Raw genomic sequence first — 24,489 nt, 5'->3', positions numbered from 1 at the left:
ACAAGCGCAGCAGTCATCACCCCAGACTGCCGCAAGATCACGCCAACTGAAATGGCGTCTAAGCAGGCCGACCGGAGCACCGAGGTGCTCCGGTGACATGTGCAAAGGCCCCCTTGACCATCGGGGGGGAGCGCCAAAGGCTCGTGGAACGCTGCCGCACCCGTCCGATCGCGCACGCCGCCGCCGAGGCCGGAGTCTCCCGCCCCTGCCTGTCCAAGCGGAGGAACCGGTACGACATGCACGGCGAAGCAGGACTGCAGGACCGCCCAAGCGTCCCGCGATCCTCACCGTCGCAAGCCAGGGACCCCCCACCACTGGCCCAATTAAACGCTGCCGCACTGATAGAGGGTCTGCGTCGCGCCGACCTCACCCCTACCGGGTCCGGGGGACCCGTTGGCGTCCGCAGCCGACGACTGCGTTCCGCCGTAGGCCGAGGCCGGTACCAGGGTGCAGCTGGACTCGACCCATTTGGTGATCCGGGTGGTGCTCGTCGTACTGTCGGCGTTGCCGCCGAACATCGCGCCCATGCCCCGGCTGCTCCCGCTGACCAGCACGTACTTGAGCTTGCCCGAGTTCACCAACTGCTGGAACTGACGCGGTGTGGGGAACGGAACCCGGCCCGTGAAGCCGCCCAGCGGAAGCACCTCGGCGCCCTTGGCGAGGATGTACGGGGAGGCACCGCTCCAGCTTGTGGTGGCGAACACGTACTGCGCGGAACCTCGGTGGGCGGTCGTGAAATCCAGCAACTTCTGCTGCTGCGTGGTCAGTTGACCGCCGCTGTCGCCGAAGCCGCCCATGCCGCCACCGCGCGCAGTGCCCTTGCCGCGGGCGCCGCCCCACGGCGACTGGCCCATCCGGCCGGCCGCCAGGTTCGACTGGCCGCGGCCACCGCCCCCGCCGCCCCTGCCGCCGGACGGACCGACCGAGCCCATGCCGGAGCTGCCGTACGACGGGTTGAACACCTGCACCGCCCAGGCGCTGGGTGCGAACAGCACCGCCGCCAGCGAAGCGGCGAGACCGGCGAGGGCGAGCCGCCCGCCGGACCGGACGCCGGTGCGGGCGAGGGCGAGCAGCACGACGGCGGCCACCGCGAGCACGCCCACGGCGGGCGCCAGCCACGGCAGGTAGGTCGGGAACCCGTCGGCTATGTACGCCCCCCACGCGGCCGTCGCGGCGACCGCACCGGGCAACAGCCAGGCGCGGCGGCCACCGGCCCGGTATGCGTGCCACAGCAGCGTCATACCGCCACCGGCGAGCGCCGCCAGCGGCACCGCGATCACGCCCATGTAGTACGTGTGGCCGCCGACGCTGCCCGCACTGAAGACCAGAAAATACGTGGCCAGCCAGGTGCCCCACATGACGAAGCCGAGGCGGATCCGGTCCGTACGGGGCTTGCTGCGGCGCCACCACAGGCCGCAGGCAATGGCGATGGCGGCCAGCGGGTAGAGCCAGCCGGTCTGCGAGGCGAGCGACGAGCCGAACATCTTCGACCAGCCGTTCTGGTCACCACCCCAACCGCCGCCTCCGCCGCCATACCCCTGCAGGCCACCGTGCCCGGCGGCCGACTGCTGCCCGGCCGCCTGCTGGGCGGCACCTGCGGCCCGCGGTCCGGAAGCGGAACCGAAGGGTTGAGCCGAGGCGGAGTCGGAACCGGAGGCACCGCCGAAGCCGCCTTGTGTACCGCGGCGGTGACCCCCGGTACCGCGGTGGCCCGCGCCCGGGTGCTGTCCTGTCCCAGCAGTGCCGGGCCCGCTGGGCGCGGTCGCGCCGGACTGGCCACCGTTCTGGGCCACGCCGTAGCGGCCGCCCACGTTCTGGCCCGCGCCCAGGGCGCCTGTCGCACCGTGCCGGCCGCCTCCGTGGCCGCCGCCCTGGGTGGCGCTGATGCTGCCGGTGGAGGCGGCGCTGATCCCCAGCGACGAGAAGCGGTTCAGGAAGTTGTAGCCCACGACCATGCTGAAGGCGGAGTTGTTGGTGGTGCCGTCCACATAGGGCCGGTCCTTGGCCGGGGTGAGGGTGACGGCGAGCATCCAGGAGCAGGAGACCGCGGCCATCACGACGGCGGACACTGTGAGGTGCGCCAGCCGCTTGCGCAGCGCGATCGGCGCCGAGATCAGGTACACCAGCGCCAGCGCGGGCAGCACCGCCCACGCCTCCAGCATCTTGGACTGGAAGCCGATGCCGACCCATACGCCCGCCATGACCAGCGGCCGCAACCGGCCTGCTTCCGCGGCGCGTTGGGTGGCCTCCGCGGCCAGCAGCACGCAGAGCGTGAACAGCGGATCCTCCACCGCGGTGCGGAACAGGCCCACGACGACCGGCGTGACCAGGAACGCCGTGCCGGCGATCAGCGCCGCGTTGACCCCGGCCCAGCGGCGGACCACCCGGTAGAGCACCAGGAGGCCGGCCACTCCCTCGATTACCTGAGGAAGCGTCAGCGCCCAGGGGTGAAATCCGAAAATGCGGGCTGAAATGGCTTGCGGCCAAAGGAATCCTGGCAATTTATCCAGCGTGATGGAATTTCCCGGGTCGAAGGAACCGTAGAAGAACGCCTTCCAGTTTTCGGTCATGCTGCGCGCGGCGTTCGCGTAGAACGTGTGGTACTGGCTGTGGTCGATCCCCCACGCATAGAGCGTGGCGGCGAGCACGGTGATGACCAGAAGAGCGGGCCGCGCGTACGCCGGTTGGTCCGCCGGCGATCTCCATGGCGCGCGACGGATCGCGCCGTTGGGGACGGTCGGGTCGAGGACTGTTGTAGCCATGTTCGGCAGTCTTCGTCACGCACGGGGGTTCCCCACGCCAAAGCGGTCATATTCAAGGAACTTCTCACCGGAACAAGAAGAAGCTTTGAAAACACCCTGGGGATGCCTTTAATCGGCATGATCCCCTTCATCACCCCTCGAACATTTCGGCACGCAGAGTAGAGGCACAGCTCATTCACAGGGAATTCATGTAAAGGTCGGCGCCCGGGCCCAGCAGTACTGCGGTCATCGCCCCTCAGCCCGGCCGGCCGTGGGAGCCCTCCTCCAGAGTCGCGCGAAGGGTGGCCAGGGTTGCGGCGATGCGGGTCAGCTCGTCAGGGGGAACCGCCGCGGTCAGCGAGATGAGTCCGCTTTCGACAATGGGGCGGGAAGCGGCCAGCTGCCTCTCACCCTCGGATGTGAGGCGGAGGACGGACCGTTCCTGGGGATGTCCCGTACATCTCACGGCGGTTGGCGGGCGGTCACGCTCCCTCTCCTGAGGGACGTCACTTACATCTCCGTGCGGACGCCGACGGAGAGGCACGGTCCTAGCGTCTCCACCATGACAAGAACCCGTCGTACAGCCACCGCTGTCGTCCTGGCGCTCGTCCTGCCGCTGCCCGTCGTGGCCGCAGCCCCCGCACCGGCCACCGCGCCCCCCGTGCACCGCGCACGCGCGGCCTCCGACGCCGCCGTCTCTCCGGCCGAACTGCCCGCCCCCACAGGCCCGTACGCCGTCGACCGTGACATCCTGCACCTCGTCGACCAGCATCGCCAGGACCCGTGGGTCCCCTCGGCCGGGCAGCGGCAGCTGATGGTGTCGGTGTACTACCCCGCCAGGCCCGGCACCGGCGGCCCCGCCCCCTACATGACCACCGAGGCCGCCAGGCTGATGCTCCAGCTGAAGATCCCAGGCACCACGATCCCACCCGAGGCGGTCAGCGAGACCCGCACCTGGTCGCACACCGGAGCGATCCCGAGGCACGGCAGATACCCGCTGATCCTGCTCTCCCCCGGCTTCACCATGCCCCGCACCGAGATCACCAGCCTCGCCGAGGACCTGGCCAGCCGCGGTTACGTCGTCGCCCTGGTCGACCACACCTACGAGAACTCCGGCACCACGTTCCCCGACGGGCGGACCCTCACCTGCGTCGTCTGCGACGACCCCGACACCTACCCGCCCGAGGCCATCGAGGACAGCCGGGCGAAGGATCTCTCGTTCGTCATCAACGAGTTGACCGACCGCCGCCACCCGTCCTGGCGCTACGCCCACCTGATCGACGGCAGAAGGATCGGCATGGCGGGCCACTCCCTCGGCGGCGCCTCAGCCGTCCCCACCATGGCCCACGACAAGCGTGTCCGGGCAGGCGTCGACCTCGACGGCACTCTGTTCTCGCCCGTCCCCGAAGACGGCCTCGGCGGCCGACCGTTCCTGATGATCGGCCATCCCGTCGGCACCCACGAGGATCCCTCCTGGACGGCCGCCTGGAGCCGCCTCAGCGGCTGGAAACGCTGGCTGACCGTCACCGGCTCCAACCACGGCAGCTTCACCGACATCCCGGTCCTCGCCGACAAACTCGGCATCCCCGAACCTCCGGGCACGACGCTGTCCGCCCAGCGGGCCGTCGACCTCACCCGCACCTACGTCACGGCCTTCTTCGACCTCCATCTACGGGGCATTCCCGAGCCCATCCTGAACGGACCCACGCCGGCCTACCCGGAGGTCACCTTCCATCCGCAGTGATGGGGCCGCGGCCGCAAGGACTCGCCCACCGACCTTGCGCGAGGCCCGCGGCCGGCCCACGCGGCCGAGCTGCTCGACCGCCCGATCACCAGCCGAGAACTGGGACGTGCCGGGTTGTCCAGAGCGAGAAGCTGTCGCGCGTCCGAGCGAGGCCACCGTGACACATCGACCGCCGGCACCAGGCACCCGTCGTCGAAACGCCGAAGCGGCAACCCGGCCAGCCCGGCCTGGACCACGGCCGACATCGATCCGGCCGGGATCCAGGCCGCAGCACACCGCGCCGTGCCCACCGCCATGCTCGGGCAGTGCGGCTCCCTGCCCCCGCCCAGGGATGAGTTCGCCACCATGGGGCTCAAGGGGTCCTCGGTCCGTGGCCGGAGCCTACAGACCGCCGACCTCGGCTCGGGGGCGCCAAAGGAGCTTTGGACAAGCCCGGTTGGCGGCTGGCCGGATCCACGCAATGCGTCCTTCTGGCATGGGACGGTGCCCTCCAGCGACGGTGAGCACCCCATGACGGGCTCCCGCTGCCGCAGGAGGCACGGCCCGTAGCATTCCGGGCGTCGTCACCGACGGGCGAACACTTGACGCTCCCCGGTCCCCCGAGCGAGCCACCCGGCTGTCCTCTCCCGGGGGAGGCGACTCCCGCCACAGGACGTTAGGCTCACCGTTCAAGGCAGTCCGGCCCGCGGTGCCATGTGGTGCGGATACTGAACAGGTCGTACCGAAAGGGCGGACGGCACGCGGGACCACGGCCCGGTCCTCATGCCTCCGGAGTGGGACCCACGGGATCGTGAAAGATGATGATGGAAGACCAAGCAGCGCCTGAACCATCGGGCCCGGAATCCCCCTCGCCAACGGCGCGTGCGCAGGACAAGGCCCTTTTCGCACGGGTGAACCCGGTGGCCGCCGCGTCCGCCCGACTCCGCGTGCCGTCGCGGTGGTGGGGAGCGCACCCCGTCGCCACCAGGGACTGTGGGGTGGCGCTCGTCTTCACGGTGCTCTCGTTCGCGGCGCCGCTGTCGCGGTTCGGGGTGCAGTTCGGCGACCTTCCCACCCGTGACGCCTCGGTGGCGAGTGTGCTGCTGTCCCTGGGGCAGACCCTGCCGCTTGCGGTGCGCACCCGGTGGCCGGCCGCCTGCCTCGCCGTGGTGGGGACCTCGTTCGCGGTGTACGAGTGCCTCGGCTGCCCGCCGGCCTTCGGCAGTCTGGGGCTGTACGTAGCGCTGTACTCCGCGGGCGCCCACCAGGACCGCTTCCGGCGGGTCGTACCAGTCGCGGCGACCGGCGGATACGTGGTCTTCGGCGTCGCCTTGCACGTGCTGGGCTCACCCGAGGGCCTGACCGACTACGTGCTCTATTACATGGTCCTGGCGGTGGTGTGGGGTCTGGGTGTCCAGGTACGCGGGCGGCGGGCGCAGGAGGCCGAGCGCCGGCGCCTGTCCGCGCAGATGGCCATCGCGGCGGAACGCAGCCGCCTGGCCGGGGAGTTGCACGACGTGGTGACCCACCATGTGACCGCGATGGTGGTGCAGGCAGGTGCGGCGCAGTACCTCACCGAGTCGCCGCACCGCCTCCATGAGGCCCTCGACGCCATCGCCGGCACCGGCCGCCACGCCCTGGCCGAGCTGCGATTCCTGCTCGGCGTACTGGAGGCGACCGGTGATGCGGCGCCCCGGGAACGGGCACCGGTGCCGGGCCGGGTGCCTGATCTGGTGAAGCAGACACGAGCAGGCGGCCAGCCGGTCGAATTGGTCGAGGACGGAGAGCAGCCGACGATGGCCACAGGTGCCCAACTCACGGCGTATCGCGTCGTGCAGGAATCCCTGACGAACGCCGTGAAGTACGCCGCGGGCCGGCGGACGCTGGTACGGCTCGCGCACACCCCCGACTGGACGGACGTCGAGGTCACCACCGCGGGAACGGCCGGCGGCGCTCCCGCGTCCGCCGCCCCGCTGGGCGGCGGCCCGCACGTCTCGGGCGGTCGGGGCCTGGCCGGGCTGCGGGAACGGGTGGAGATGCTGGGGGGCGAGTTCACGGCGGGGCCCTGCCCGGAGGGCGGGTTCCGGGTGCACGCACGCATCCCGGCGGGAGGTGCCGTATGAGCGTTCCGCCACCTGCGATCAAGGTGCTGGTGTGCGAGGACCAGGGCCTCGTGCGTGCCGGCTTCGTCACGATCCTCTCCGCCCAGCCCGACATGGAGGTCGTGGGCGAGGCCGTGGACGGCCGGGAGGCGATCCGCAGCGCGCTGGAGCTTAAGCCGGACGTCGTGGTCATGGACATCCGCATGCCCCTGCTCGACGGAATCGAGGCCACCCGCATCCTGGCGGGGCCCGACTCCGCCAGCCCCGCCAGGATCCTCGTCGTGACGACCTTCAACGTCGACGAGTACGTGTACGAGGCCCTGCGCGCCGGCGCCAGCGGCTTCCTGCTGAAGGACGCCCCGCCGCCCGAACTGGTCAACGCAGTACGCGTCGTCGCCGGAGGCGAATCCCTCCTGGCCCCCGCCGTCACCCGCACCCTGATCGGCCGCTTCGCCGAACGCGTACGCCCCTCCGCCGCCCCTGCGTCACCCGAGCGCGAGCGCCTCAAGGTCCTCACTCCCCGCGAGCACGAGGTCCTTCTCCTCCTCAGCGAGGGCCTGTCGAACGCCGAGATCGCCACCGAACTGGTCATCAGCCACGAGACCGTGAAGACCTACGTCTCGCGCATCCTCACCAAACTCGACCTCCGCGACCGCGTCCAGGCGGTGGTCCTGGCGTACCGGGCGGGGTTGGCGGGCCGCGGCGACCGAGCCTGAAGATCCTGTGACGCCGGCCGGGCCCGGCGCACGCGGGGCCTTGGCCGCGCTCATTTCCTGGCCGGCCACCCCACCGAGGCGGTATCCGGGCCATGGACCGGCTCGCCCGATCGGCATGGTCCCGCGCCCCGCATGGCTCACTGGTCCACCAGGACCGGGCCACCCCCGCCGTTCCGCCACCCGCGGAATGCCGACAGAAGCAGGATGCCCGACAGCGCTGTCCGGTTGTTCGGACGCTTTGCCCCTCGGGGTGATCCGGGCGGCGCGGAAAGGTTGCAGCAGCGGCTCGATCCTCGCCCACAGCTCATCCGTAACCCCACGGCGGCCGCTGCGTTCCAAGGGGCGGCCCCGGGATCCCCCGAGCGAGCTACCTGTTTTGTCCTCTCTGCCGTGACCCGCGCCACCGGTTGTCTCTTGTTGACTCGGATCGTCAACACAACGGCCGAAAGAGGGCCGACCATCCGAGTAGCCAAGGACAACGCCATGACCTCGACACGCAGTTACGCGAAGCACGGTTTTCCCAGAGGGCGCCGAATCGCCGCGGCTGTGCTGGTCTCCACGCTGGCAGGAACCGCACTGGTCGCGTGTGGTGCCGACGCCAAGGGCGTGCAGCCGGCCAAGGTCTCCGGCAGGAGCGTCGACGAGACTGCGGGTGGCGCCAAGATCACCTGGGGCGAGTGCCCGGCGCCGGCCCAGGGGCAGACCCGTGACGCCCGCCTGATCTGCGGGACGTTGGAGGTCCCCTTGGACTACCAGAACCCGGGTGGCACGAAGATCGACGTGGCGGTCTCCCGGCTGTCCACCGCAAAGCCCGGGAAGCGACGTGGTGTCCTGCTGCTGAACCCCGGGGGGCCGGCCCTGGGCGGTCTCGACATGCCCGAAAGCATGGCTTCCACCCTGCCGAAGTCCGTGCTGGACCGCTACGACCTGATCGGTTTCGACCCGCGCGGAGTCGAACACAGCACCCCGCAGAGCTGCGGACTGAAGGACCCCAGCGTGTCCGGGCTCTTCCCCTATCCCGCCGCGGACGGCTCGATCACGAAGAACGTGGCCCTCGCCGAGGCCGACGCCAGGCAGTGCGCCGACAAGGTGGGCAAGAACCTGCGGTACTACAACACCGCCAACACCGCCCGCGACATGGACCGCATCCGCCAGGCGCTCGGTGAGAAGAAGCTCTCCTACTGGGGCCAGTCATACGGCACCTACCTCGGCGCCGTTTACCGCTCCCTCTTCAAGGGCCACACCGACCGGATGGTCCTGGAAGGCAACGTCGACCCCACCAAGGTATGGGCCGACCAGGTCGCGGACACCTGGGGCAAGGGCATGGCCGACCGGTTCCCCGACGCCGCCCGCGTCGCCGCGGCGCAGGACAGCACCCTCAAGCTGGGCACGAACGTCGCGCAGGTGACCCACACCTACCTCGCCCTCGCCGACCGGCTCGACCGCGCGCCCGTGACGATTGCCGGCACATCGGTCTCGCTGGACGGGGCGCTGCTGCGCAACATGACCTACGCCCTGCTTCTGCACAACGACACGCTTCCCGTGCTCGCCAAGTTCTGGAAGGCCGCCGCCGACCTGACCGGCGGCAGCACCACGGCCGCCGACACCGCAGTCCTCAAGGAGGTGTTCGCCGACACGCCGCCGTCCCCGGGCATCCCCACGGACAACCAGGCCACCATGTTCATGGCTCTGACCTGCGGCGACGCCGAATGGCCGCACGACGTCCACGGCTACGCCGTCCGCACGGTCGCCGACCGCGAGAAGTGGCCGCTCACCGCGGGGATGCCCGCCAACATCTGGGCATGCGCCTACTGGGACAAGCCGGCTGAGGCGACCGTCAAGGTGACGCCCGGCGGCCCGCGCAACACCCTGATCCTGCAGAACCGCCGGGACAACGCCACCCCGTGGGAAAGCGGCGTCGGGCTGCACAAGGCCCTCGGAGGCGGCTCCGCCTTCGTCGGCGTGGACAACGGTGGTCACTACGTCTACGACGAAGGCTCCGCCTGCGCCGACAAGGCCACCGTCGGCTTCTTGACCACCGGCCACCTGCCGGGCAGGGACGTCTACTGCACCGACGTCACCCACAAGTAGCCCGCCCGCACGCGGTGTTTCCTGTGTGGTCCGCGGCGATGGCCGAGAACCGCTGCATCGGCATTCGAATCAGCCCCGAAGAACAGATCCACTCCCTTCGCACCTCCGCCGGCCCCCCGAACGCACCGTGGCTCCCGGAGGCGTAGCGCCAGCGGTCAGAAGCTTGAGGAACCCGTTCGGGTGATCTTCCGATGAGTCATGGCGGGACTCGGGGCACGGTATCCGTATGAACACACAGATCGACTGGCCGAAGAAAGTCATTCTGCGAACGCTCACAGTCAGTGCTGCCCTGGTCTTTGCTCTTGCAGCAGAGTCGGCAACAGCCGCGTTCGCTGCCCCCGCGCCGCTCACCCCGCACGCCATCTCAAAGGCACCGGCCGCCGGCGGCGACGAGAGTACCGCCAACTGCGTCGTCACGGTCTGGGTCCCGGTCTGTCTGTGACAGGTGCGGCAGCAGGCCCCAGCCAGCCGGTGGAAGGGCGGTGAGGGTACGCGGGACAGAGAACGCCGCGGCCTCACCCGAGCCGCCCACTTCACGCGTGCTCGCTCCGGAGTGCGCGATTCGCCGGGGCCACGGCCTTGAGCGACCGGGCCCCGGCGAAGTCACCACGTCAGCGGATCATGACAGCGGCGGGTAGGCGTTCTGCATGAGCTGCTGGAACTGGGCGGAGAACCAGTGCCCCGCCAGCGGTGCGTTCGGCAGGGCGCCGGTGGGGTTGTTGCCGTTGCGTGCGTTGCCGCCGTAGGTGGGGTCGCACATGCGGTCGAAGCCCTTGCCCTCGTCGTTGGAGACGGCGGAGCTGGAGCCGTCGGACTCGCCCGGCGGCTTGACCCACACGTAGGCGTCGATCCCGGCAGCGGGGGCCGCGGTGGGCCGCTGGCCAAGTCCGGCGCCGCTCTGGTTGCACCAGTTCCCGGCGTGGATGCGCCGGTCGATGCGGCTGCCGTTGACGTAGTCGTCTACGGAGGTCTGCGGTCCGGGGCCGGTGGGACGCGCGGAGCCGCCCCAGCCGTTGCGGGAGGTGTCGATCAGCATGCCGATGCCGGAGTTGAATCCGGCCGCGACGAGCTTGTCGCGCATCGCCTGGGCGAAGGACTGTTCGTCCACGTACTGGTTCCAGTCCACCCACTTGGACTGGCGCACCGTCTGACCGTTGACGGTGTCGGTGATCTTGAAGTTGGGCTCCTTGACCGGGCTGTAGTTGGCGGTGTTGACGATGAAGCCGGCGACGTCGTTGACGCTTGCCCCGTTGCTGGTGGCGACCTTGGCGAACTCCTGGACGGCCGGGCCGAGGTTGGAGTCCCAGCCGAGCCAGCCGTGGTGACCGGCGTCGATGTAGTTGTAGACGTTCGGGATGGCGCCGAGCTTGTCCAGGGCGTACGAGACGCCCTTCTCGTAGTTGCCGTTGCTCTTCATGGTCACGCAGGCGTCGGTGGTGGTGGGGGTGCCGCCGGCGTTGGTGACCAGGTTGGGCAGCGAGTCGGGTTCGATGACGGTGGCGATCCGCAGCCCCGCGTACTTCGGGTCCGAGATGACCGCGGCGATGGGGTCGATGTACTGGGACTTGTACTTGTCGAGGTCGTTCGGGCCGAGTTCGCCGTTGGAGGCCAGAGCCGCGCAGTCGCGGCCAGGCAGGTCATAGATGACCAGCTGGACGACCAGGTCGCCCGAGCCCTTCTGCTTCAGTGCCTCGTCCAGGTGCGCGCGCAGACCCATACCCCCGTTGACACCGTTGATCGCGGCGATCCGGTCCAACCACACGGCGGTCGGCTGATCGGCGATACGGCTGCCGCCCGGCTCGGCGGCGGCCTTGGCCGACCACTCGGGGTTCACGTACACCTTGGCGCCGACATAGGGGTTGTCGACGCGGTTGCCGGTGTCGCCACCGCCACCACCGCCGCCGGTACCCCCGCCAGTACCTCCGCCGGTGTCGCCCCCGCTACCTCCGCCAGTGCCGCCGCCACTGTCGACGTTGCAGGTGACGCCGTCGAGCGTGAACGTGGCGGGCACGCTGTTGGTGCCGCTGTAGGAGCCGTTGAAGCCGAAGCTGACCGAGCCGCCGCTCGCGAGGGCGCCGTTGTAGCTCTCGTTGGCCGCGGTGACATCGGCACCGTTCTGGCTGATCTTCGAGTTCCAGAAGTTGGTGATCTTCTGGTTTCCGGCGTACGACCACTTCACCGACCAGGCCGACTTGGCGGCCGCGTTGTTGGTGATGGTCACGGCGGCGGTGAAGCCGGTGTCCCACTGGCTCTGGATCCTGTAGTCGACGGTGCAGGGGACGGCCGAGGTGGCAGCGCCGGCCTGGCCGACGACGAGCGCCGTCCCCGACAACCCGGCGACCAGCGTCAGGGCTGCGAGCAGCGATGTCCTGGTGTGACTCATGAGTGCGGGTTTCCTTCTTCTGTGGGGAGTTACGGGGTGAGGGCGCGCAGGTGGTCGCGCAGCCCGACGCCGTACGCGGTGGGTGTGCCGTCGTAGGCGGAGATGAGGGAGGGACCGGAGGAGCAGTCCCAGGTGTTCCAGGTCCAGCCCAGATAGGACAGGCTGTGGTCGTCGAACCACTTCATGACCTGGTCGGTGAAGAAGTGCGAGCAGGTGTTCTCGCCGATCTCCCCGGCGACCAGCGGCACTTGGGCGGCGACCGGGGCGAGGGTGGAGTTCCAGCAGCCGGCGCTCACGCAGGCGTTGAAGTTGTAGACGTGGTACGCGGCAGCGAGATTGCCCGCAGGGTCGGCGGGTTTGTACGCCAGCCACTGACTGAGGTCGTTGGAGTAGGCGAGCCCGCCGGCCATGACGACGTTCTTCGCACCCGCCGCGCGGACGGCGTCGACCAGATCCTGCATGCCGGCGACCTCGTAGGAGATCCCCGGGCAGGTGCCTCCGTCCCGCCAGCACTTCCAGGCATCCGTCGCGTCGGCGGTCGCCCGGTCCGGGTAGGGCTCGTTGAACAGGTCGAACACCACCGCACGGTCGTCCTTGAAGACGCCTGCCACCGAGGACCAGAAGGACGGTGCGTACCGCGCGTCCGGCATGGGCTTCTGGCAGCCGGCGTGCACGTCCGAGCAGCCGGCCGAGTTACCGGTGTACTGACCGTAGGTCCAGTGCAGGTCGAGAATCGGCGTCAGCCCGTGCGCCTCGGCTCGCGCGACCACCTCCTTGACGGCATTGACGTAGTTGACTCCGCCGAACTCGGGTTTGATGTCGGAAAGTCCCAGCCAGCATTCCTCGTTGAGCGGGATGCGGATCGCGGCCGCCTTCCAGTCGGCGATCGCTTCGATCGCCGCGTCGTCCATCGGCCCGTCCCAGATGCCGCGGCCCTGTACGCACATGAACTCGCCACCGGAGCGGTTCACGCCGAGCAGTCGGCGCGGTGTGCCATCGGCGTCCACGAGCTTGCTGCCCGAGACATGCAGCGCGGGCGCGGTGCGGTTCGGCGGTGGATCGGTCGGCGGCGGTGCCGTGGGACCGGTGTCGACGTTGCAGGTCGTGCCGTTGAGCTGGAAAGCCACCGGCACGGCGTTGCTGCCCGACCATGAGCCGACGAAGCCTGCGCTGACACTCGCCCCGGAACCGAGGGAGCCGTTCCAGCTCTCGTTGCCCGCGGTCACGGTGGTGCCGGACTGGGACCACTTGGCGTTCCAGCCCTGGGTGACCTTCTGACCGCCTGCGAAGTCGAAGCTGAGGCTCCAACTGCTCAGCGCAGCCAGGTTGTTGGTGATCTTCACGGAACCCTGGAAGCCGCTGTCCCACTGGCTGGTGACCGAGTACTCCACCGAGCAGGCGGGTTGCGCTCCCTGCGCCGTCACCACGGGAATGGTCATGGCCCCGACAAGGGCGGAGGCGCCGGTGACGGCTAAAAGTACTGAACGCGGGGGGGGGTCGCATGAGCGACTCCTTGCAGCTTGGCGCGCCGTGACGGACGCGTCGACTGATTGGAACCGCTCCCACTGGTGCGGACGAACGTAGCGTCAACCGGGCGGGTTTCATAGGGGTCCTGCGAAATATTTCGGTGCGACGAGCCGCTTTGAACTTTCAACTCCTCAACGTCTTGACCGCGCCCGCCTCGATCCCCACCATGGGAGCGCTCCCACTGGTTTCAAGTCTTGACCTCTCCCCACGAGTCGCGTGATCAAGGAGGAACCAGCGCATGGATCCCGGACGTAAACGCAGAGCCGTACGGCGGATGTGGACCGCCGTGGCGGCAGCGTTCGCCCTGCCCCTGTCGATGCTCGCCGCCGGCGCAACCACTGTGCAGGCGGCCGGTGTTCAGTGCAGCATCGACTACAAGACCAACGACTGGGGTTCCGGCTTCACCGCCGACCTGACCATCACCAACCGCGGTACCGCCGCCATCGACGGCTGGACGCTGACGTACAGCTACTCGGGCAACCAGCAGCTGAGCAACGGCTGGAACGGCACCTGGTCGCAGTCCGGCTCAGCGGTCACCGTGAAAGACGCCGGGTACAACGCGAAGATCGCCGCGGGCGCAGCCGTCTCCACCGGTGCGCAGTTCAGTTACAGCGGCACCAACACCGCCCCCACCAGCTTCGCGATCAACGGCACCACCTGCGCCGGCGCGCACCAGCCGCCGGTCACCGTGCTGACCAGCCCCAGCGCGGGCGCGGTGTACACACAGGGCGACGCGGTCCCGCTCGCGGCCACCGCCGCCGCGGCCGACAACGCGACGATCAGCAAGGTCGAGTTCTACGACGACACGACCCTGCTGGGCACGGACACCAGCGCGCCCTACACACTCTCCGCCTCCGGCTTGACCGTGGGCAGTCATTCGCTGGTGGCGAAAGCCTACGACAGCCTGGGCGCCTCCGCGGAGTCGACGCCCGTCGGCATCACGGTCGCCTCGGGGCCCGCCGTGGTGGCGTCGACGAACCAGCTCGCCGTACAGCAGGGCAAAACAGGCACGTACGAGGTGAAGCTGTCCGCCCAGCCGTCCTCGAACGTCACCGTCAACACCACCCGAGCGGGCGGCAATTCGGGCCTGTCGGTGACCGGCGGCGCCTCGCTCACCTTCACGCCGTCGAACTGGAGCACTCCACAGAAGGTCACCATCACCGCCGACAGCTCCGGCACCGGCGCGGCGACCTTCGAGTCGACGGCCGCCGGGTTGGCCAAGGCGACGGTCACCGTGACGCAGATCGGCGGTACGAAGACGTACGACGCCCGCTTCCTGGACCTCTACGGGAAGATCACCAACCCGGCGAACGGCTACTTCTCCCCCGACGGCATCCCGTACCACTCGGTGGAGACGCTGATCGTCGAGGCCCCGGACCAGGGCCACGAGACCACCTCGGAGGCGTACAGCTATCTGCTGTGGCTGCAGGCGATGTACGGCAAAGTCACCGGTGACTGGTCCAAGTTCAACGGCGCGTGGGCCCTCATGGAGAAGTACATGATCCCCACCCACGCCGACCAGCCCACCAACTCCTTCTACAACGCCTCCAAGCCGGACACCTACGCGCCCGAGGAGGACACGCCGGACCAGTATCCGTCGAAGCTCGACCCGTCCGTGTCGGTCGGTTCGGACCCGCTCGCCAGTGAGCTGAAGTCGACGTACAACACGGACGATGTCTACGGCATGCACTGGCTGCAGGACGTCGACAACGTCTACGGCTACGGCGACACGCCTGGCGGTACCTGCGAGGGCGGTCCGACGGCGAAGGGCCCGTCGTACATCAACACCTTCCAGCGCGGGCCGCAGGAGTCGGTGTGGGAGACGGTGCCGCAGCCGACCTGCGACGCCTTCAAGTACGGCGGCAAGAACGGCTATCTGGATCTCTTCACGGGTGACTCGTCGTACGCCAAGCAGTGGAAGTTCACCGACGCACCGGACGCCGACGCGCGTGCCGTGCAGGCCGCGTACTGGGCCGATGTGTGGGCCAAGCAGCAGGGCAGGGGCAGTGACGTCTCCGCGACCGTCGGCAAGGCGGCGAAGATGGGCGACTACCTGCGCTATGCGATGTACGACAAGTACTTCAAGAAGATCGGCAACTGTGTCGGTCCGTCCACCTGCCCGGCCGGCACCGGCAAGGACGCCTCGCACTACCTGCTGTCCTGGTACTACGCCTGGGGCGGCTCGAACGACACGAGCGGCGGCTGGGCCTGGCGCATCGGTTCCAGCTACGCCCACAGCGGCTACCAGAATCCGCTGGCCGCCTACGCCCTCAGCTCCTACGCCGACCTGAAGCCCAAGTCGGCCACCGGGGCGACGGACTGGTCCAAGTCGCTGCAGCGGCAGCTGGAGTTCTACCAGTGGCTGCAGTCGTCCGAGGGCGGGATCGCGGGTGGCGCGACCAACAGCTGGGCGGGCCGGTACGCGACACCGCCGGCTGGGAAGTCGACGTTCTACGGGATGTACTACGACGAGGCCCCGGTGTACCACGACCCGCCGTCCAACCAGTGGTTCGGCTTCCAGGCCTGGTCGATGGAGCGGGTCGCCGAGCTCTACCAGCAGACGGGCAACGCCCAGGCGAAGTCGATCCTGGACAAGTGGGTCAAGTGGGCGCTGTCCAAGACCACGATCAACCCGGACGGCACCTACCAGATCCCCTCCACGCTGCAGTGGTCCGGCCAGCCCGACACCTGGAACGCGTCGAGTCCCGGCTCCAACAGCGGGCTTCACGTCACCGTCGCCGACTACACCAATGACGTCGGCGTGGCCGCCGCGTACGCCAAGGTCCTGACGTACTACGGCGCCAAGTCCGGTGACGCCACCGCCAAGTCGACGGCGAAGGCGCTGCTGGACGGCATGTGGAACAACTACCAGGACAGCCTGGGCATCGCCGTCCCCGAAACCCGCACCGACTACAGCAGGTTCAACGACAGCGTCTACGTACCCAGCGGTTGGACCGGCACGATGCCGAACGGGGACGCGATCAACTCCACGTCCACCTTCCTCTCGCTGAGGTCCTTCTACAAGAACGACCCGGCGTGGTCGAAGATCGAGACCTATCTCAAGGGCGGCGCCGCGCCCGTCTTCACCTACCACCGGTTCTGGGCCCAGGCGGACATCGCCCTGGCCATGGGTTCGTACGCGGAGCTACTCGAGTAGCCCCCGCCTGGCTCCGCGTGCGCGACCCCGTCACAAGGAGACGGGGTCACCCGGCCGGGCGGCCCCACCCGCACAGGGGACCGCCCGGCCGTCACACCAACCGGGTGCTTCGGTGGCGAGTTCGCCAACCGGCAATGCCCCGTACGCGTACCCCCATTCCATCATGGACGGGAGCGCTCCCAAATCACACAGATGCAGAAGGGAAACGAAACACTGTCCTGATCCATGCGGCCAGGTCGCTCACCAGTTCCCGTGCCCCTGGCAAAGTCGTGTGCTCGCGCCTCCGCCCCCGTAAGATCGGTGATCTCGTGGGGGGAGGTGGTCATGGGCAGACGGCGGCCGGGGACGCCGACGCTGGAGGAGGTGGCTGCCCGCGCCGGGGTGGGACGGGGCACCGTCTCCCGCGTCATCAACAACGCGGCAGGCGTGAAGGAGTCGACACGCCGGACCGTGCAGCGAGCCATCGAGGAACTGGGCTACGTGCCCAACCTCGCGGCCCGTTCACTGGCCGGGCGGCGGGCCGACGCGGTCGCCCTGGTCATGACGGAACCGGACTGGCGGCAGTTTGCCGAGCCTTTCTTCTCCGAAATCGTCAGCTCGCTCGGGGACGCACTGTCCGACACCGGAATGCAGCTGATGCTGACCCTGGTCCGCTCGGATGCCGAGCGGCAGCGCTTCCTCGAGTACGCGCGCGGCGGCCGGGTCGACGGCGTTCTGCTGATGTCCGTGCACGCCGGCGATCCACTGCCGGACATGCTTGCCGAGGCCCGGTTGCCGACCGTGCTGCTGGGGCGCCGCTCCGGCGACGAGTACGTCAGTTACGTGGACGTGGACAACGTCGGCGGAGCCCGCAGCGCCGTCTCCCATCTCTTGGAGCGGGGCCGCCGAGCGATCGCCACCATCACCGGGCCGGCCGACATGTACGTGACGCAGTGCCGACTGCGCGGCTACCAGGAGGCTTTGGCGCTGGCGGGCCTGGAGGGCGAGCAGACCCTGGTCGCCGAGGGCGACTTCACGACGGAGAGCGGACGCCGTGCCATGGCCGCGCTCCTGCGGCGGCATCCGGAGATCGACGGCGTCCTCGCCGCGTCGGACACCACGGCTGCGGGAGCCCTGGAGACGCTCCACTCGGCTGGGCGTCGGGTGCCGGAGGACGTCGCCGTGATCGGTTTCGACGACTTTCCGCTGGCTCAGCGGACGACACCGCGACTGACCACGGTGCGTCAGCCGATCGAGGCGATGGGGCGGGCCATGGTCCGGCTGCTGCTGGAAGAGATGGAGGAGGGCGCCGTGGCCTGGCGGCACGTCATCCTCCGCACGGAGCTGATGGTGCGCGAGTCCACCTGACCGTCGCTCGGCGTATCCCCGGGGGCGCCTCTCATGCCGCACGCTGTGATGCAGACCGTTTCTGACCTGCGGCTCCCAAATCGGCTCGCCCTTCTTTGCACCGAGAGCCTTGTCATGGACCTGAACCATCTCTAGTGTCCGTGCCGAACGGCGGAATGGGAGCGCTCCCAATCGCCGTCAATGGGAGCGCTCCCGCAGATCCCCCCATCCCCCATCCCTCCCCAGAGGATCCGCATGCGACCTTCACGACACCATGCCCACAGCGCGAGGGGAATGCTCGGCGCGCTGCTCACCTCGCTCGTCTCGCTCGCCGCGCTTCTGACCACCGCGTCGGGGGCCCAGGCCGACACCACGGTCTGCGAACCATTCGGGTCGACGACCATCCAGGGCCGCTACGTCGTCCAGAACAACCGCTGGGGCACCAGCGCCACGCAGTGCATCGCCGTCACCGACTCCGGCTTCAGGATCACCCAGGCCGACGGATCCGTCCCCACGAACGGCGCTCCGAAGTCGTACCCGTCCGTCTACAACGGCTGCCACTACACCAACTGCTCGCCCGGAACCAACCTCCCCGCTCAGCTCGGCACCATCTCCAGCGCGCCCACGAGCACCTCGTACAGCTATGTGAACGACGCGGCGTACGACGCCGCCTACGACATCTGGCTCGACCCCACGCCCCGCACCGACGGCGTGAACCGAACCGAGATCATGATCTGGTTCAACAGGGTCGGATCCGTTCAACCCGTGGGTTCGCCGGTCGGCACCGCCACCGTGGCCGGGCGTGAGTGGCAGGTGTGGTCGGGCAACAACGGCTCCAACGACGTGCTGTCGTTCGTCGCACCGTCGGCGATCAGCAGTTGGTCCTTCGACGTCATGGACTTCGCGCGGCAGGCGATCTCCCGCGGACTGGCGCAGAACAGTTGGTACCTGACGAGTATTCAGGCGGGCTTCGAACCATGGCAGAACGGCACGGGCCTCGCCCTGACCTCGTTCTCCTCGACCGTGAACAAGGGCTCCTCCGGTGACCCGGGCGGCCCCGGAGGCTCCGCCGCCTGCAAGGTGGCGTACGCCACGAACGTCTGGCAGGGCGGCTTCACCGCAGACGTCACCGTCACCAACACCGGTTCCTCCCCGGTGAACGGCTGGAAACTGACGTTCACCCTGCCTTCCGGACAGCAGATCACCAGCGCCTGGAACGCGAACGTCTCTCCCTCGTCGGGAGCTGTCACGGCGAGCAACATCGGCTACAACGAGCAGATCACCGCCGGCGGCCAGGCGTCCTTCGGGTTCCAGGGAACCTACAGCGGCGCCTTCGCCAAGCCCTCCGGCTTCAGCCTGAACGGCACAGCCTGCACCACCGCTTGACCTACGGCCACCCACACGGGGCCCGCCCGATTCCGCCCCGCGGACCGGCGGGCCCCGCACCCGTTCGGCAGTGCTGGGCAGAAGACGACGTCACAGCGATCGCGCCCAGCCCTGCTCCCCTGTCGTCGACGCCCCAGACCCTGGCCCGACGGAAAAGTCGGCGGCAGCCTTTTCACCACCCCTCACCGTGATCCACCACTAGATGATCTTTGAAAGCGGGCCCATGCGGCCCCACGGCAATGCTGCGGTTTCAGCAATCCAGGCAGTACGGACCGGAGGGCGCCCTCGGAAAGTCGTCTCGTCCGTCCAGCCGACCGCAGAGGCGTTCGGCCAGAGTGAGGTCTTCGGGGAACAACCCCACATGCGGCCTTCTGGGGTGCTGTAGTCGACAAGGGACCAGTTCGCACAACCCCATGCCAGGAGCGGTACAGCAGATGGCGTGTTGGCCCGTAGGACTTTCTGCCGCTGCTGAAGTGGGTCCGGCTGGACCGCTTTCACTACGGCAGGTAGTGCATTTCGGGGAAGGTCCGCGAGGGGCCGTCGAGCAGGTGGGCGCGGTGGTGGCGCAGGTGTTGGTCGAAGAAGGCGAGCGGGTATGCCTGCTGGATCTTGACGGCTCTGGCCGGGGCGAGGGTGCCGATCCAGGCCTTGAGCTCTTCGTCGCTCATGCCGACCAGTTTCGACATCTGCGGTATGAGGACCTGGGTGTCGCCGTAGGACGGGTGGATGGCGCCGTCGGCTTGGACGTTGAGGCGCCAGCCCTTCAAGTGGGACCAGAAGACAGCCACGTTCGGGTCCTGGGCGCGGGTGAACTCGGCGGTCATCATCATGAACGGCCGGTGCAGGTCGGTGGTGATCGTGGGCGTGGGGCCGGGCTGCATCGGTCCGTCCAGGCTCAGCCCGGCCCGCACGCGCCGGTCCGTCAGCAACACACAAGCAGTGGCGGTGCCGCCCTTGGACCAGCCGAACATGCCGAGGCGTGACGTGTCGAGCACCTCGCACAACCTGTCGGGCAGTGGCCGACGTTCGTAGTCGGGGTTGTGCCCGGCGGCGAGCTGCTCGACGCAGTCGAGGACGAAGCGGATGTCTGTGGCGTAGTCCACCGCGTGCATGGCGTGTCGGCCGTCCCTGATCGGGGTGATGACCTGGCCGTCGGGCAGCTGGCTGAACGCGTCGTTGATGTGGTCGACCGTCACCACGACGTAGCCGTGGCTGGCGAGTTCCTGCACGATGACGGTGTGGTCGGAGCGGTGGCTTCCGGCGCCGTGCGAGTACACGATTACGGGCAGCCTCCCGCCCGTACGGTGGACTGGGGCACCCTCGTGACCGGCCGTCAGCGGGGCCAGGACGACGTCGGGCGGGAAGTCGGCGGAGGCGAGCAACGACCGCAGCACGGCGGCGGGCATCCACGGCACGCGCGGGTACCGATCGGCGTCGGCCCGGGCCGGGTACCAGAGGCTCGCCATCAGCTGGCGATAGTGGCCGGGGCCGGCGTCGGGATCGGGGCGGGAGGTGTCGACGAGGTGCAGCTCCACCACGCCCACAGGGTGCGGGCCGTTGGGCTTCGGCAACGTCAAGCGCGCCGGGGCCGAGCCGGACGGGGCCGGCATGGCGCCCGGTTCGGCCGACGCCTGGTCGGCCCAGCCAGGGCTCGCGGCGATGAGCGGCATGGTGGCCCCGGCCGCGAGCGCGGCGGCCATCATCCGGCGGCGCGTCATCCCGTCCCGGCTTGTGAACGGCGTGGTGGTCACTGACCCTCCCCAGTTCTTGATTCCCGGATATGTCACGGCACGCCGGTCCGGCAGTCCGTGAACGCGGTCAGAACGTTGTCACCCTTGCCACTGCGGGGGCATCCGCCCACAGTTGGCCAACGGGAGGCGCGTATCGACCCGTGGGCTGACATCCGCAGGCTGAACCGGCTTCAGGGAATTGGTCTGAACTGGGGCATGCGATAAGCCGGTGCTCTCCTTGCCGCCGTCTGCGATGCGCGGCACGCTCTGCCGGGCGCAGCCACTTCGTGCCAGCAGAGGTGGTTGGTGGCGGCCTCGTACGTCGCGCCGATCCCGCCGGCCCGGGTCGTCGGGTCGGGTTGCCACCCGGGCGCTCCCGTCGGAGGTGGGACGTGGTAGGTCTCGGTGTCGTAGCTGTTGTAGGCGCCGTCGACGACCAGCACGGTCGCCTCCGTCGTAGGGTCCGTTCGCTGTCGAGGCCGAGGTGCGTACGCCCGGTCTGGCGGGCGGGGTGCCGCCGATGCGGCTGCCCACGACCAGGTCGACGTCGGCGAACGTCGGGCCGGCCGCGTGCAGGCCGTACGGCAGGGAGGCTCGGTCGAGGCGACCCCGTGGCGTCGCCCGCCCCGGCGCACGGCCTCGGCACGGGCCCGTCGAGCCGTCCATCTGCGCGTGGCCCGCGTTGCTCCAGCGGAAGCGCATGCGGGCTCAGGGCAGAGGCGGAAGACCAGGCCGCCTGTATGCCCGTGCCTTGTGGTGCGGCTCAGGTGGATCGCGGCCAGGTCTGCAGCAGGGTGGCGAGGCGTGCGGTGGTGCAGGCTGGATCGCGCAGCATGTCACGGAGGGCGACGGCGTCCTCCCGGGTGGGCTTGACCGGGATCCCGGAGGCCTCCAGGTACATCACGCCTGTGGCCGCGGCCACGGCCATGTTGGAGCGCTCCAGCCAGCGGCAGCGCCCGAGGATGTGCACCAGCGCGGCGGCGCGTGCGTAGGGGCCTTCGTAGACGGGAGTTTCCAGCAGTTCGGCTCTGTGGCAGGCGACGGCGGCCACGGGTATCCCGTAGTCGTCGGGGGCGGGGTCTGCCGCGCCTGCGACCTCCGCGACCTGGAGGATCCAGGGGACGTCAATATGCAGGTCCATTACGCGGCGTGTGCCCCCGAGGAGCGGCGGTCGGCGTCCTCGGCCTCGTCAAAGACCGCCTGGTGCTCGTCGAGGAAGCGCCTGGCCGCGTCCAGGCCCCGCTGCCGCATCCCGCCGACGTCCTCCCGCACCAGAGCAGCGATGTAGTCGCCGACGCTCATTCCGCGGTCCTTGGCCCGGGCTGTGGCCAGCTCCGCGATTTCGTCGTCGACCCGCCAGCCCTTCTGTGTCTTCGCCATCCTCTGATGGTAACAGGTGGTACCAGGGCGTGAACGGCCTTCCGGCGCAGGGCGGGATTGGCCTGCAGCCGCGATCTGACACCCGTCGGGGCCGTCCCGCCGCCCGGGCAATGTCAGTGGTGGCAGGCAGGATGAAGGGCATGACAACACCTGCAGCTGTGATCACGGATGTAGCCGCCTACGCGCAGGCGGTCGAGGACGCGGTGAAGGCGTCGGCCGCCTACTACGGGGGCGGCTCCTCTCCCCTGGATGACGACGCCTACGACCGGCTGGTGCGGGGCATCGCCGCATGGGAGGCCGAACATCCTGACCGGGTGCTGCCGGATTCGCCGACGGGGAAGGTCGCCGGCGGTGCGGTGGTGGGCGATGTGCCGCACACGGTGGCGATGTTGAGTCTGGACAACGTGTTCTCGCCGGAGGAGTTCACCTCCTGGGCCGCCTCTCTGGCCCGGCGCATAGGCCACGAGGTCGAGCGGTTCAGTGTCGAGCCGAAGCTGGACGGGCTCGCGGTCGCCGCCCGCTACACCGGCGGCCGCCTGAGACAGCTGATCACCCGGGGGGACGGGACGGCCGGGGAGGACGTCTCGCACGCGATCGGCACCATCGAGGGCCTGCCGACCGAACTCGCCGAGCCGGTCACCGTGGAAGTCCGGGGCGAAGTCCTGATGACGACCGCCCAGTTCGAGCACGCCAACGAGGTGCGTACCGCGCACGGCGGGCAGCCGTTCGCCAACCCGCGCGGCGCCTCTGCGGGCACCTTGCGCGCCAAGGAGCGCTCCTACACCATGCCGATGACGTTCTTCGGCTACGGCCTGCTGCCCATGGCCGACACCGAGACCGAACTCGCCGCGCGGCTGGGCGCGAGCGCGCACAGCGATCTGATGGCGCAGGCCGCCGCGTTGGGGATCAACACCACCGCCGCCACCGCGGTGCCCGGCGTCACCGCCGACACCGTGGAGCAGGTGCTGGCCCGGGTGCAGGAGATCGCCGGGCTGCGGGCCGAGTTGCCGTTCGGGATCGACGGGATCGTCATCAAGACGGACCTGGCCGCCGACCAGCAGACCGCAGGGTCGGGTTCGCGCGCTCCGCGGTGGGCGATCGCCTACAAGCTGCCGGCCGTCGAGAAGATCACGCGGCTGCTAGGGGTGGAGTGGAACGTCGGCCGCACCGGCATCATCGCCCCACGCGCCGTCCTGGAGCCGGTGGAGATCGACGGCGCCACCATCACCTACGCCACCCTTCACAACCCGGCCGACATCACCCGCCGCGACCTGCGCCTGGGCGACCGCGTCATGGTCCACCGGGCCGGCGACGTCATCCCCCGCATCGAGGCCCCGGTCGCCCACCTGCGCACCGGCGAGGAGCAGCCCATCGCCTTCCCCGAGACGTGCCCGCGCTGCGGATCCGCCATCGACACCAGCCAGGAGCGCTGGCGATGCGAACAGGGCCGCAACTGCCACCTCGTCGCCTCCCTCTCCTACGCCGCAGGCCGCGACCAGCTCGACATCGAGGGCCTGGGCGCCACCCGGGTGGTCCAGCTCGTCGAGGCGGGCCTGGTAACCGATCTCGCCGACCTGTTCACCCTCACCCGTGACCAGCTTCTCGCGCTGGAACGGATGGGCGAGACCAGCACCGACAACCTCCAGGCCGCGATCAACACGGCCAAGGGGCAGCCGCTGTCGCGAGTGCTGTGCGCGCTCGGGGTGCGCGGCACCGGCCGCTCCATGTCCCGCCGTATCGCACGGTACTTCGCCACCATGGACCACATCCGCGCCGCCGACACGGAAACGATGCAGCAGGTCGAGGGCATCGGCACCGAGAAGGCCCCCTCGATCGTGGCCGAACTGGCCGAACTCGCCCCGCTCATCGACAAGCTCGCCGCCGCCGGGGTGAACATGAGTGAGCCCGGTGCCACCCCGCCCGCGCCGACCACCGGGGACACGGGCGCCGACGGCGGCGGGGATGCGGCAGGCGGGCCGCTGGCGGGCATGACCGTCGTGGTCACCGGCGCGATGACCGGTGTGCTGGAGAAGCTCAGCCGGAACCAGATGAACGAGCTCATCGAACGAGCGGGCGGCCGCTCTTCCTCCAGCGTCTCCAAGAAGACCACCCTGGTGGTCGCCGGCGACGGCGCCGGATCCAAGCGCGCCAAGGCCGAAACCCTCGGCATCCGCCTGGCGAACCCGGATGAATTCGCCGCCCTGGTCGCCGACTTCGTCGACTGAGC

15 protein-coding genes and 1 pseudogene are annotated in these 24,489 nt (G+C 69.3%); 10 read left to right on the top strand and 6 right to left on the bottom strand.

Annotated features, from left to right (window positions below; all coding sequences use genetic code 11):
- Window positions 1-92: 92 nt before the first annotated feature.
- A pseudogene (locus tag ABD355_RS19045) lies at window positions 93-293 on the top strand (helix-turn-helix domain-containing protein); the annotation flags it as partial.
- A 30-nt stretch (window positions 294-323) separates the two neighbouring features.
- Here the strand turns inward: ABD355_RS19045 and ABD355_RS19040 are convergent.
- On the bottom strand, window positions 324-2,762 hold the full coding sequence (locus ABD355_RS19040; protein ID WP_344401652.1) for an ArnT family glycosyltransferase: 2,439 nt from the start codon (window positions 2,760-2,762) through the stop codon (window positions 324-326).
- A gap of 541 nt (window positions 2,763-3,303) precedes the next feature.
- On the opposite strand from ABD355_RS19040, the gene ABD355_RS19035 reads away from it, so the two are divergent.
- The 5 genes from ABD355_RS19035 (at window position 3,304) to ABD355_RS19015 (ending at window position 9,815) form a co-directional block, all read left to right on the top strand.
- Complete coding sequence (locus ABD355_RS19035; protein WP_344401650.1) at window positions 3,304-4,485, top strand: alpha/beta hydrolase family protein; 1,182 nt, start codon at window positions 3,304-3,306, stop codon at window positions 4,483-4,485.
- Between the two features lie 890 nt (window positions 4,486-5,375).
- Window positions 5,376-6,587: a sensor histidine kinase gene (locus ABD355_RS19030; protein ID WP_425585766.1), complete on the top strand. Its 1,212-nt coding sequence runs from the start codon at window positions 5,376-5,378 to the stop codon at window positions 6,585-6,587.
- Window positions 6,584-7,282: a response regulator gene (locus ABD355_RS19025; RefSeq protein ID WP_344401648.1), complete on the top strand. Its 699-nt coding sequence runs from the start codon at window positions 6,584-6,586 to the stop codon at window positions 7,280-7,282. Before ABD355_RS19030 ends, ABD355_RS19025 begins: the two co-directional genes overlap by 4 nt.
- A gap of 483 nt (window positions 7,283-7,765) precedes the next feature.
- Window positions 7,766-9,373: an alpha/beta hydrolase gene (locus tag ABD355_RS19020; RefSeq protein ID WP_344401647.1), complete on the top strand. Its 1,608-nt coding sequence runs from the start codon at window positions 7,766-7,768 to the stop codon at window positions 9,371-9,373.
- 226 nt (window positions 9,374-9,599) lie between these two features.
- Entirely contained in the window at window positions 9,600-9,815 is a 216-nt protein-coding gene (locus ABD355_RS19015; protein WP_344401646.1) for a hypothetical protein, read from the top strand.
- A 177-nt stretch (window positions 9,816-9,992) separates the two neighbouring features.
- On the opposite strand, the gene ABD355_RS19010 is transcribed toward ABD355_RS19015, so the two are convergent.
- Both ABD355_RS19010 and ABD355_RS19005 read right to left on the bottom strand, forming a co-directional pair.
- Entirely contained in the window at window positions 9,993-11,756 is a 1,764-nt protein-coding gene (locus tag ABD355_RS19010) for a glycoside hydrolase family 6 protein (RefSeq protein ID WP_344401645.1), read from the bottom strand.
- A gap of 29 nt (window positions 11,757-11,785) precedes the next feature.
- Window positions 11,786-13,195, bottom strand: a complete 1,410-nt coding sequence (locus ABD355_RS19005; protein WP_344401643.1) for a cellulose binding domain-containing protein — start codon at window positions 13,193-13,195, stop codon at window positions 11,786-11,788.
- Window positions 13,196-13,521: 326 nt separating this feature from the next.
- Here ABD355_RS19005 and ABD355_RS19000 point away from each other — a divergent pair, with 326 nt between their 5' ends.
- The 3 genes from ABD355_RS19000 to ABD355_RS18990 all read left to right on the top strand — a co-directional run bounded on the left by ABD355_RS19000 (window position 13,522) and on the right by ABD355_RS18990 (window position 19,152).
- Window positions 13,522-16,440, top strand: a complete 2,919-nt coding sequence (locus ABD355_RS19000; RefSeq protein ID WP_344401642.1) for a glycoside hydrolase family 48 protein — start codon at window positions 13,522-13,524, stop codon at window positions 16,438-16,440.
- Window positions 16,441-16,764: 324 nt separating this feature from the next.
- Window positions 16,765-17,787, top strand: coding sequence for a LacI family DNA-binding transcriptional regulator (locus tag ABD355_RS18995; protein WP_344401641.1), 1,023 nt, complete (start codon window positions 16,765-16,767; stop codon window positions 17,785-17,787).
- Between the two features lie 234 nt (window positions 17,788-18,021).
- On the top strand, window positions 18,022-19,152 hold the full coding sequence (locus tag ABD355_RS18990) for a glycoside hydrolase family 12 protein (protein ID WP_344401640.1): 1,131 nt from the start codon (window positions 18,022-18,024) through the stop codon (window positions 19,150-19,152).
- A gap of 497 nt (window positions 19,153-19,649) precedes the next feature.
- Here the strand turns inward: ABD355_RS18990 and ABD355_RS18985 are convergent, their stop codons facing one another.
- The 3 genes from ABD355_RS18985 to ABD355_RS18975 form a co-directional block, all read right to left on the bottom strand.
- Window positions 19,650-20,903, bottom strand: a complete 1,254-nt coding sequence (locus ABD355_RS18985) for an alpha/beta hydrolase family protein (RefSeq protein WP_344401639.1) — start codon at window positions 20,901-20,903, stop codon at window positions 19,650-19,652.
- 742 nt (window positions 20,904-21,645) lie between these two features.
- A complete protein-coding gene (locus tag ABD355_RS18980; protein ID WP_344401638.1) occupies window positions 21,646-22,023 on the bottom strand; it encodes a fic family toxin-antitoxin system, toxin component in 378 nt (125 codons plus the stop codon).
- Entirely contained in the window at window positions 22,023-22,262 is a 240-nt protein-coding gene (locus tag ABD355_RS18975; protein WP_344401637.1) for a hypothetical protein, read from the bottom strand. The genes ABD355_RS18980 and ABD355_RS18975 overlap by 1 nt, the downstream gene beginning before the upstream one ends.
- A 140-nt stretch (window positions 22,263-22,402) precedes the next feature.
- On the opposite strand from ABD355_RS18975, the gene ligA reads away from it, so the two are divergent.
- Window positions 22,403-24,487 (top strand): NAD-dependent DNA ligase LigA, encoded by a 2,085-nt coding sequence (gene ligA / locus ABD355_RS18970; protein ID WP_344401636.1) that lies wholly within the window; start codon window positions 22,403-22,405, stop codon window positions 24,485-24,487.
- Window positions 24,488-24,489: the final 2 nt, after the last annotated feature.

Origin of the sequence: Streptomyces longisporus, from assembly GCF_039532765.1 — a bacterium.
In the GTDB taxonomy this organism is placed as follows: Bacteria; Actinomycetota; Actinomycetes; order Streptomycetales; family Streptomycetaceae; genus Streptomyces; species Streptomyces longisporus.
The sequence above is the reverse complement of the archived record's forward strand: the minus strand, read 5'-3'. Positions and strand labels throughout refer to the sequence as shown.

Coding starts and splice junctions, on each gene's coding strand:
- ABD355_RS19040 (WP_344401652.1), bottom strand. CDS start 2,762: ATGGCTACAACAGTCCTCGACCCGACCGTCCCCAACGGCGCGATCCGT.
- ABD355_RS19035 (WP_344401650.1), top strand. CDS start 3,304: ATGACAAGAACCCGTCGTACAGCCACCGCTGTCGTCCTGGCGCTCGTC.
- ABD355_RS19025 (WP_344401648.1), top strand. CDS start 6,584: ATGAGCGTTCCGCCACCTGCGATCAAGGTGCTGGTGTGCGAGGACCAG.
- ABD355_RS19020 (WP_344401647.1), top strand. CDS start 7,766: ATGACCTCGACACGCAGTTACGCGAAGCACGGTTTTCCCAGAGGGCGC.
- ABD355_RS19015 (WP_344401646.1), top strand. CDS start 9,600: ATGAACACACAGATCGACTGGCCGAAGAAAGTCATTCTGCGAACGCTC.
- ABD355_RS19010 (WP_344401645.1), bottom strand. CDS start 11,756: ATGAGTCACACCAGGACATCGCTGCTCGCAGCCCTGACGCTGGTCGCC.
- ABD355_RS19005 (WP_344401643.1), bottom strand. CDS start 13,195: ATGACCATTCCCGTGGTGACGGCGCAGGGAGCGCAACCCGCCTGCTCG.
- ABD355_RS19000 (WP_344401642.1), top strand. CDS start 13,522: ATGGATCCCGGACGTAAACGCAGAGCCGTACGGCGGATGTGGACCGCC.
- ABD355_RS18995 (WP_344401641.1), top strand. CDS start 16,765: ATGGGCAGACGGCGGCCGGGGACGCCGACGCTGGAGGAGGTGGCTGCC.
- ABD355_RS18990 (WP_344401640.1), top strand. CDS start 18,022: ATGCGACCTTCACGACACCATGCCCACAGCGCGAGGGGAATGCTCGGC.
- ABD355_RS18980 (WP_344401638.1), bottom strand. CDS start 22,023: ATGGACCTGCATATTGACGTCCCCTGGATCCTCCAGGTCGCGGAGGTC.
- ABD355_RS18975 (WP_344401637.1), bottom strand. CDS start 22,262: ATGGCGAAGACACAGAAGGGCTGGCGGGTCGACGACGAAATCGCGGAG.
- ligA (WP_344401636.1), top strand. CDS start 22,403: ATGACAACACCTGCAGCTGTGATCACGGATGTAGCCGCCTACGCGCAG.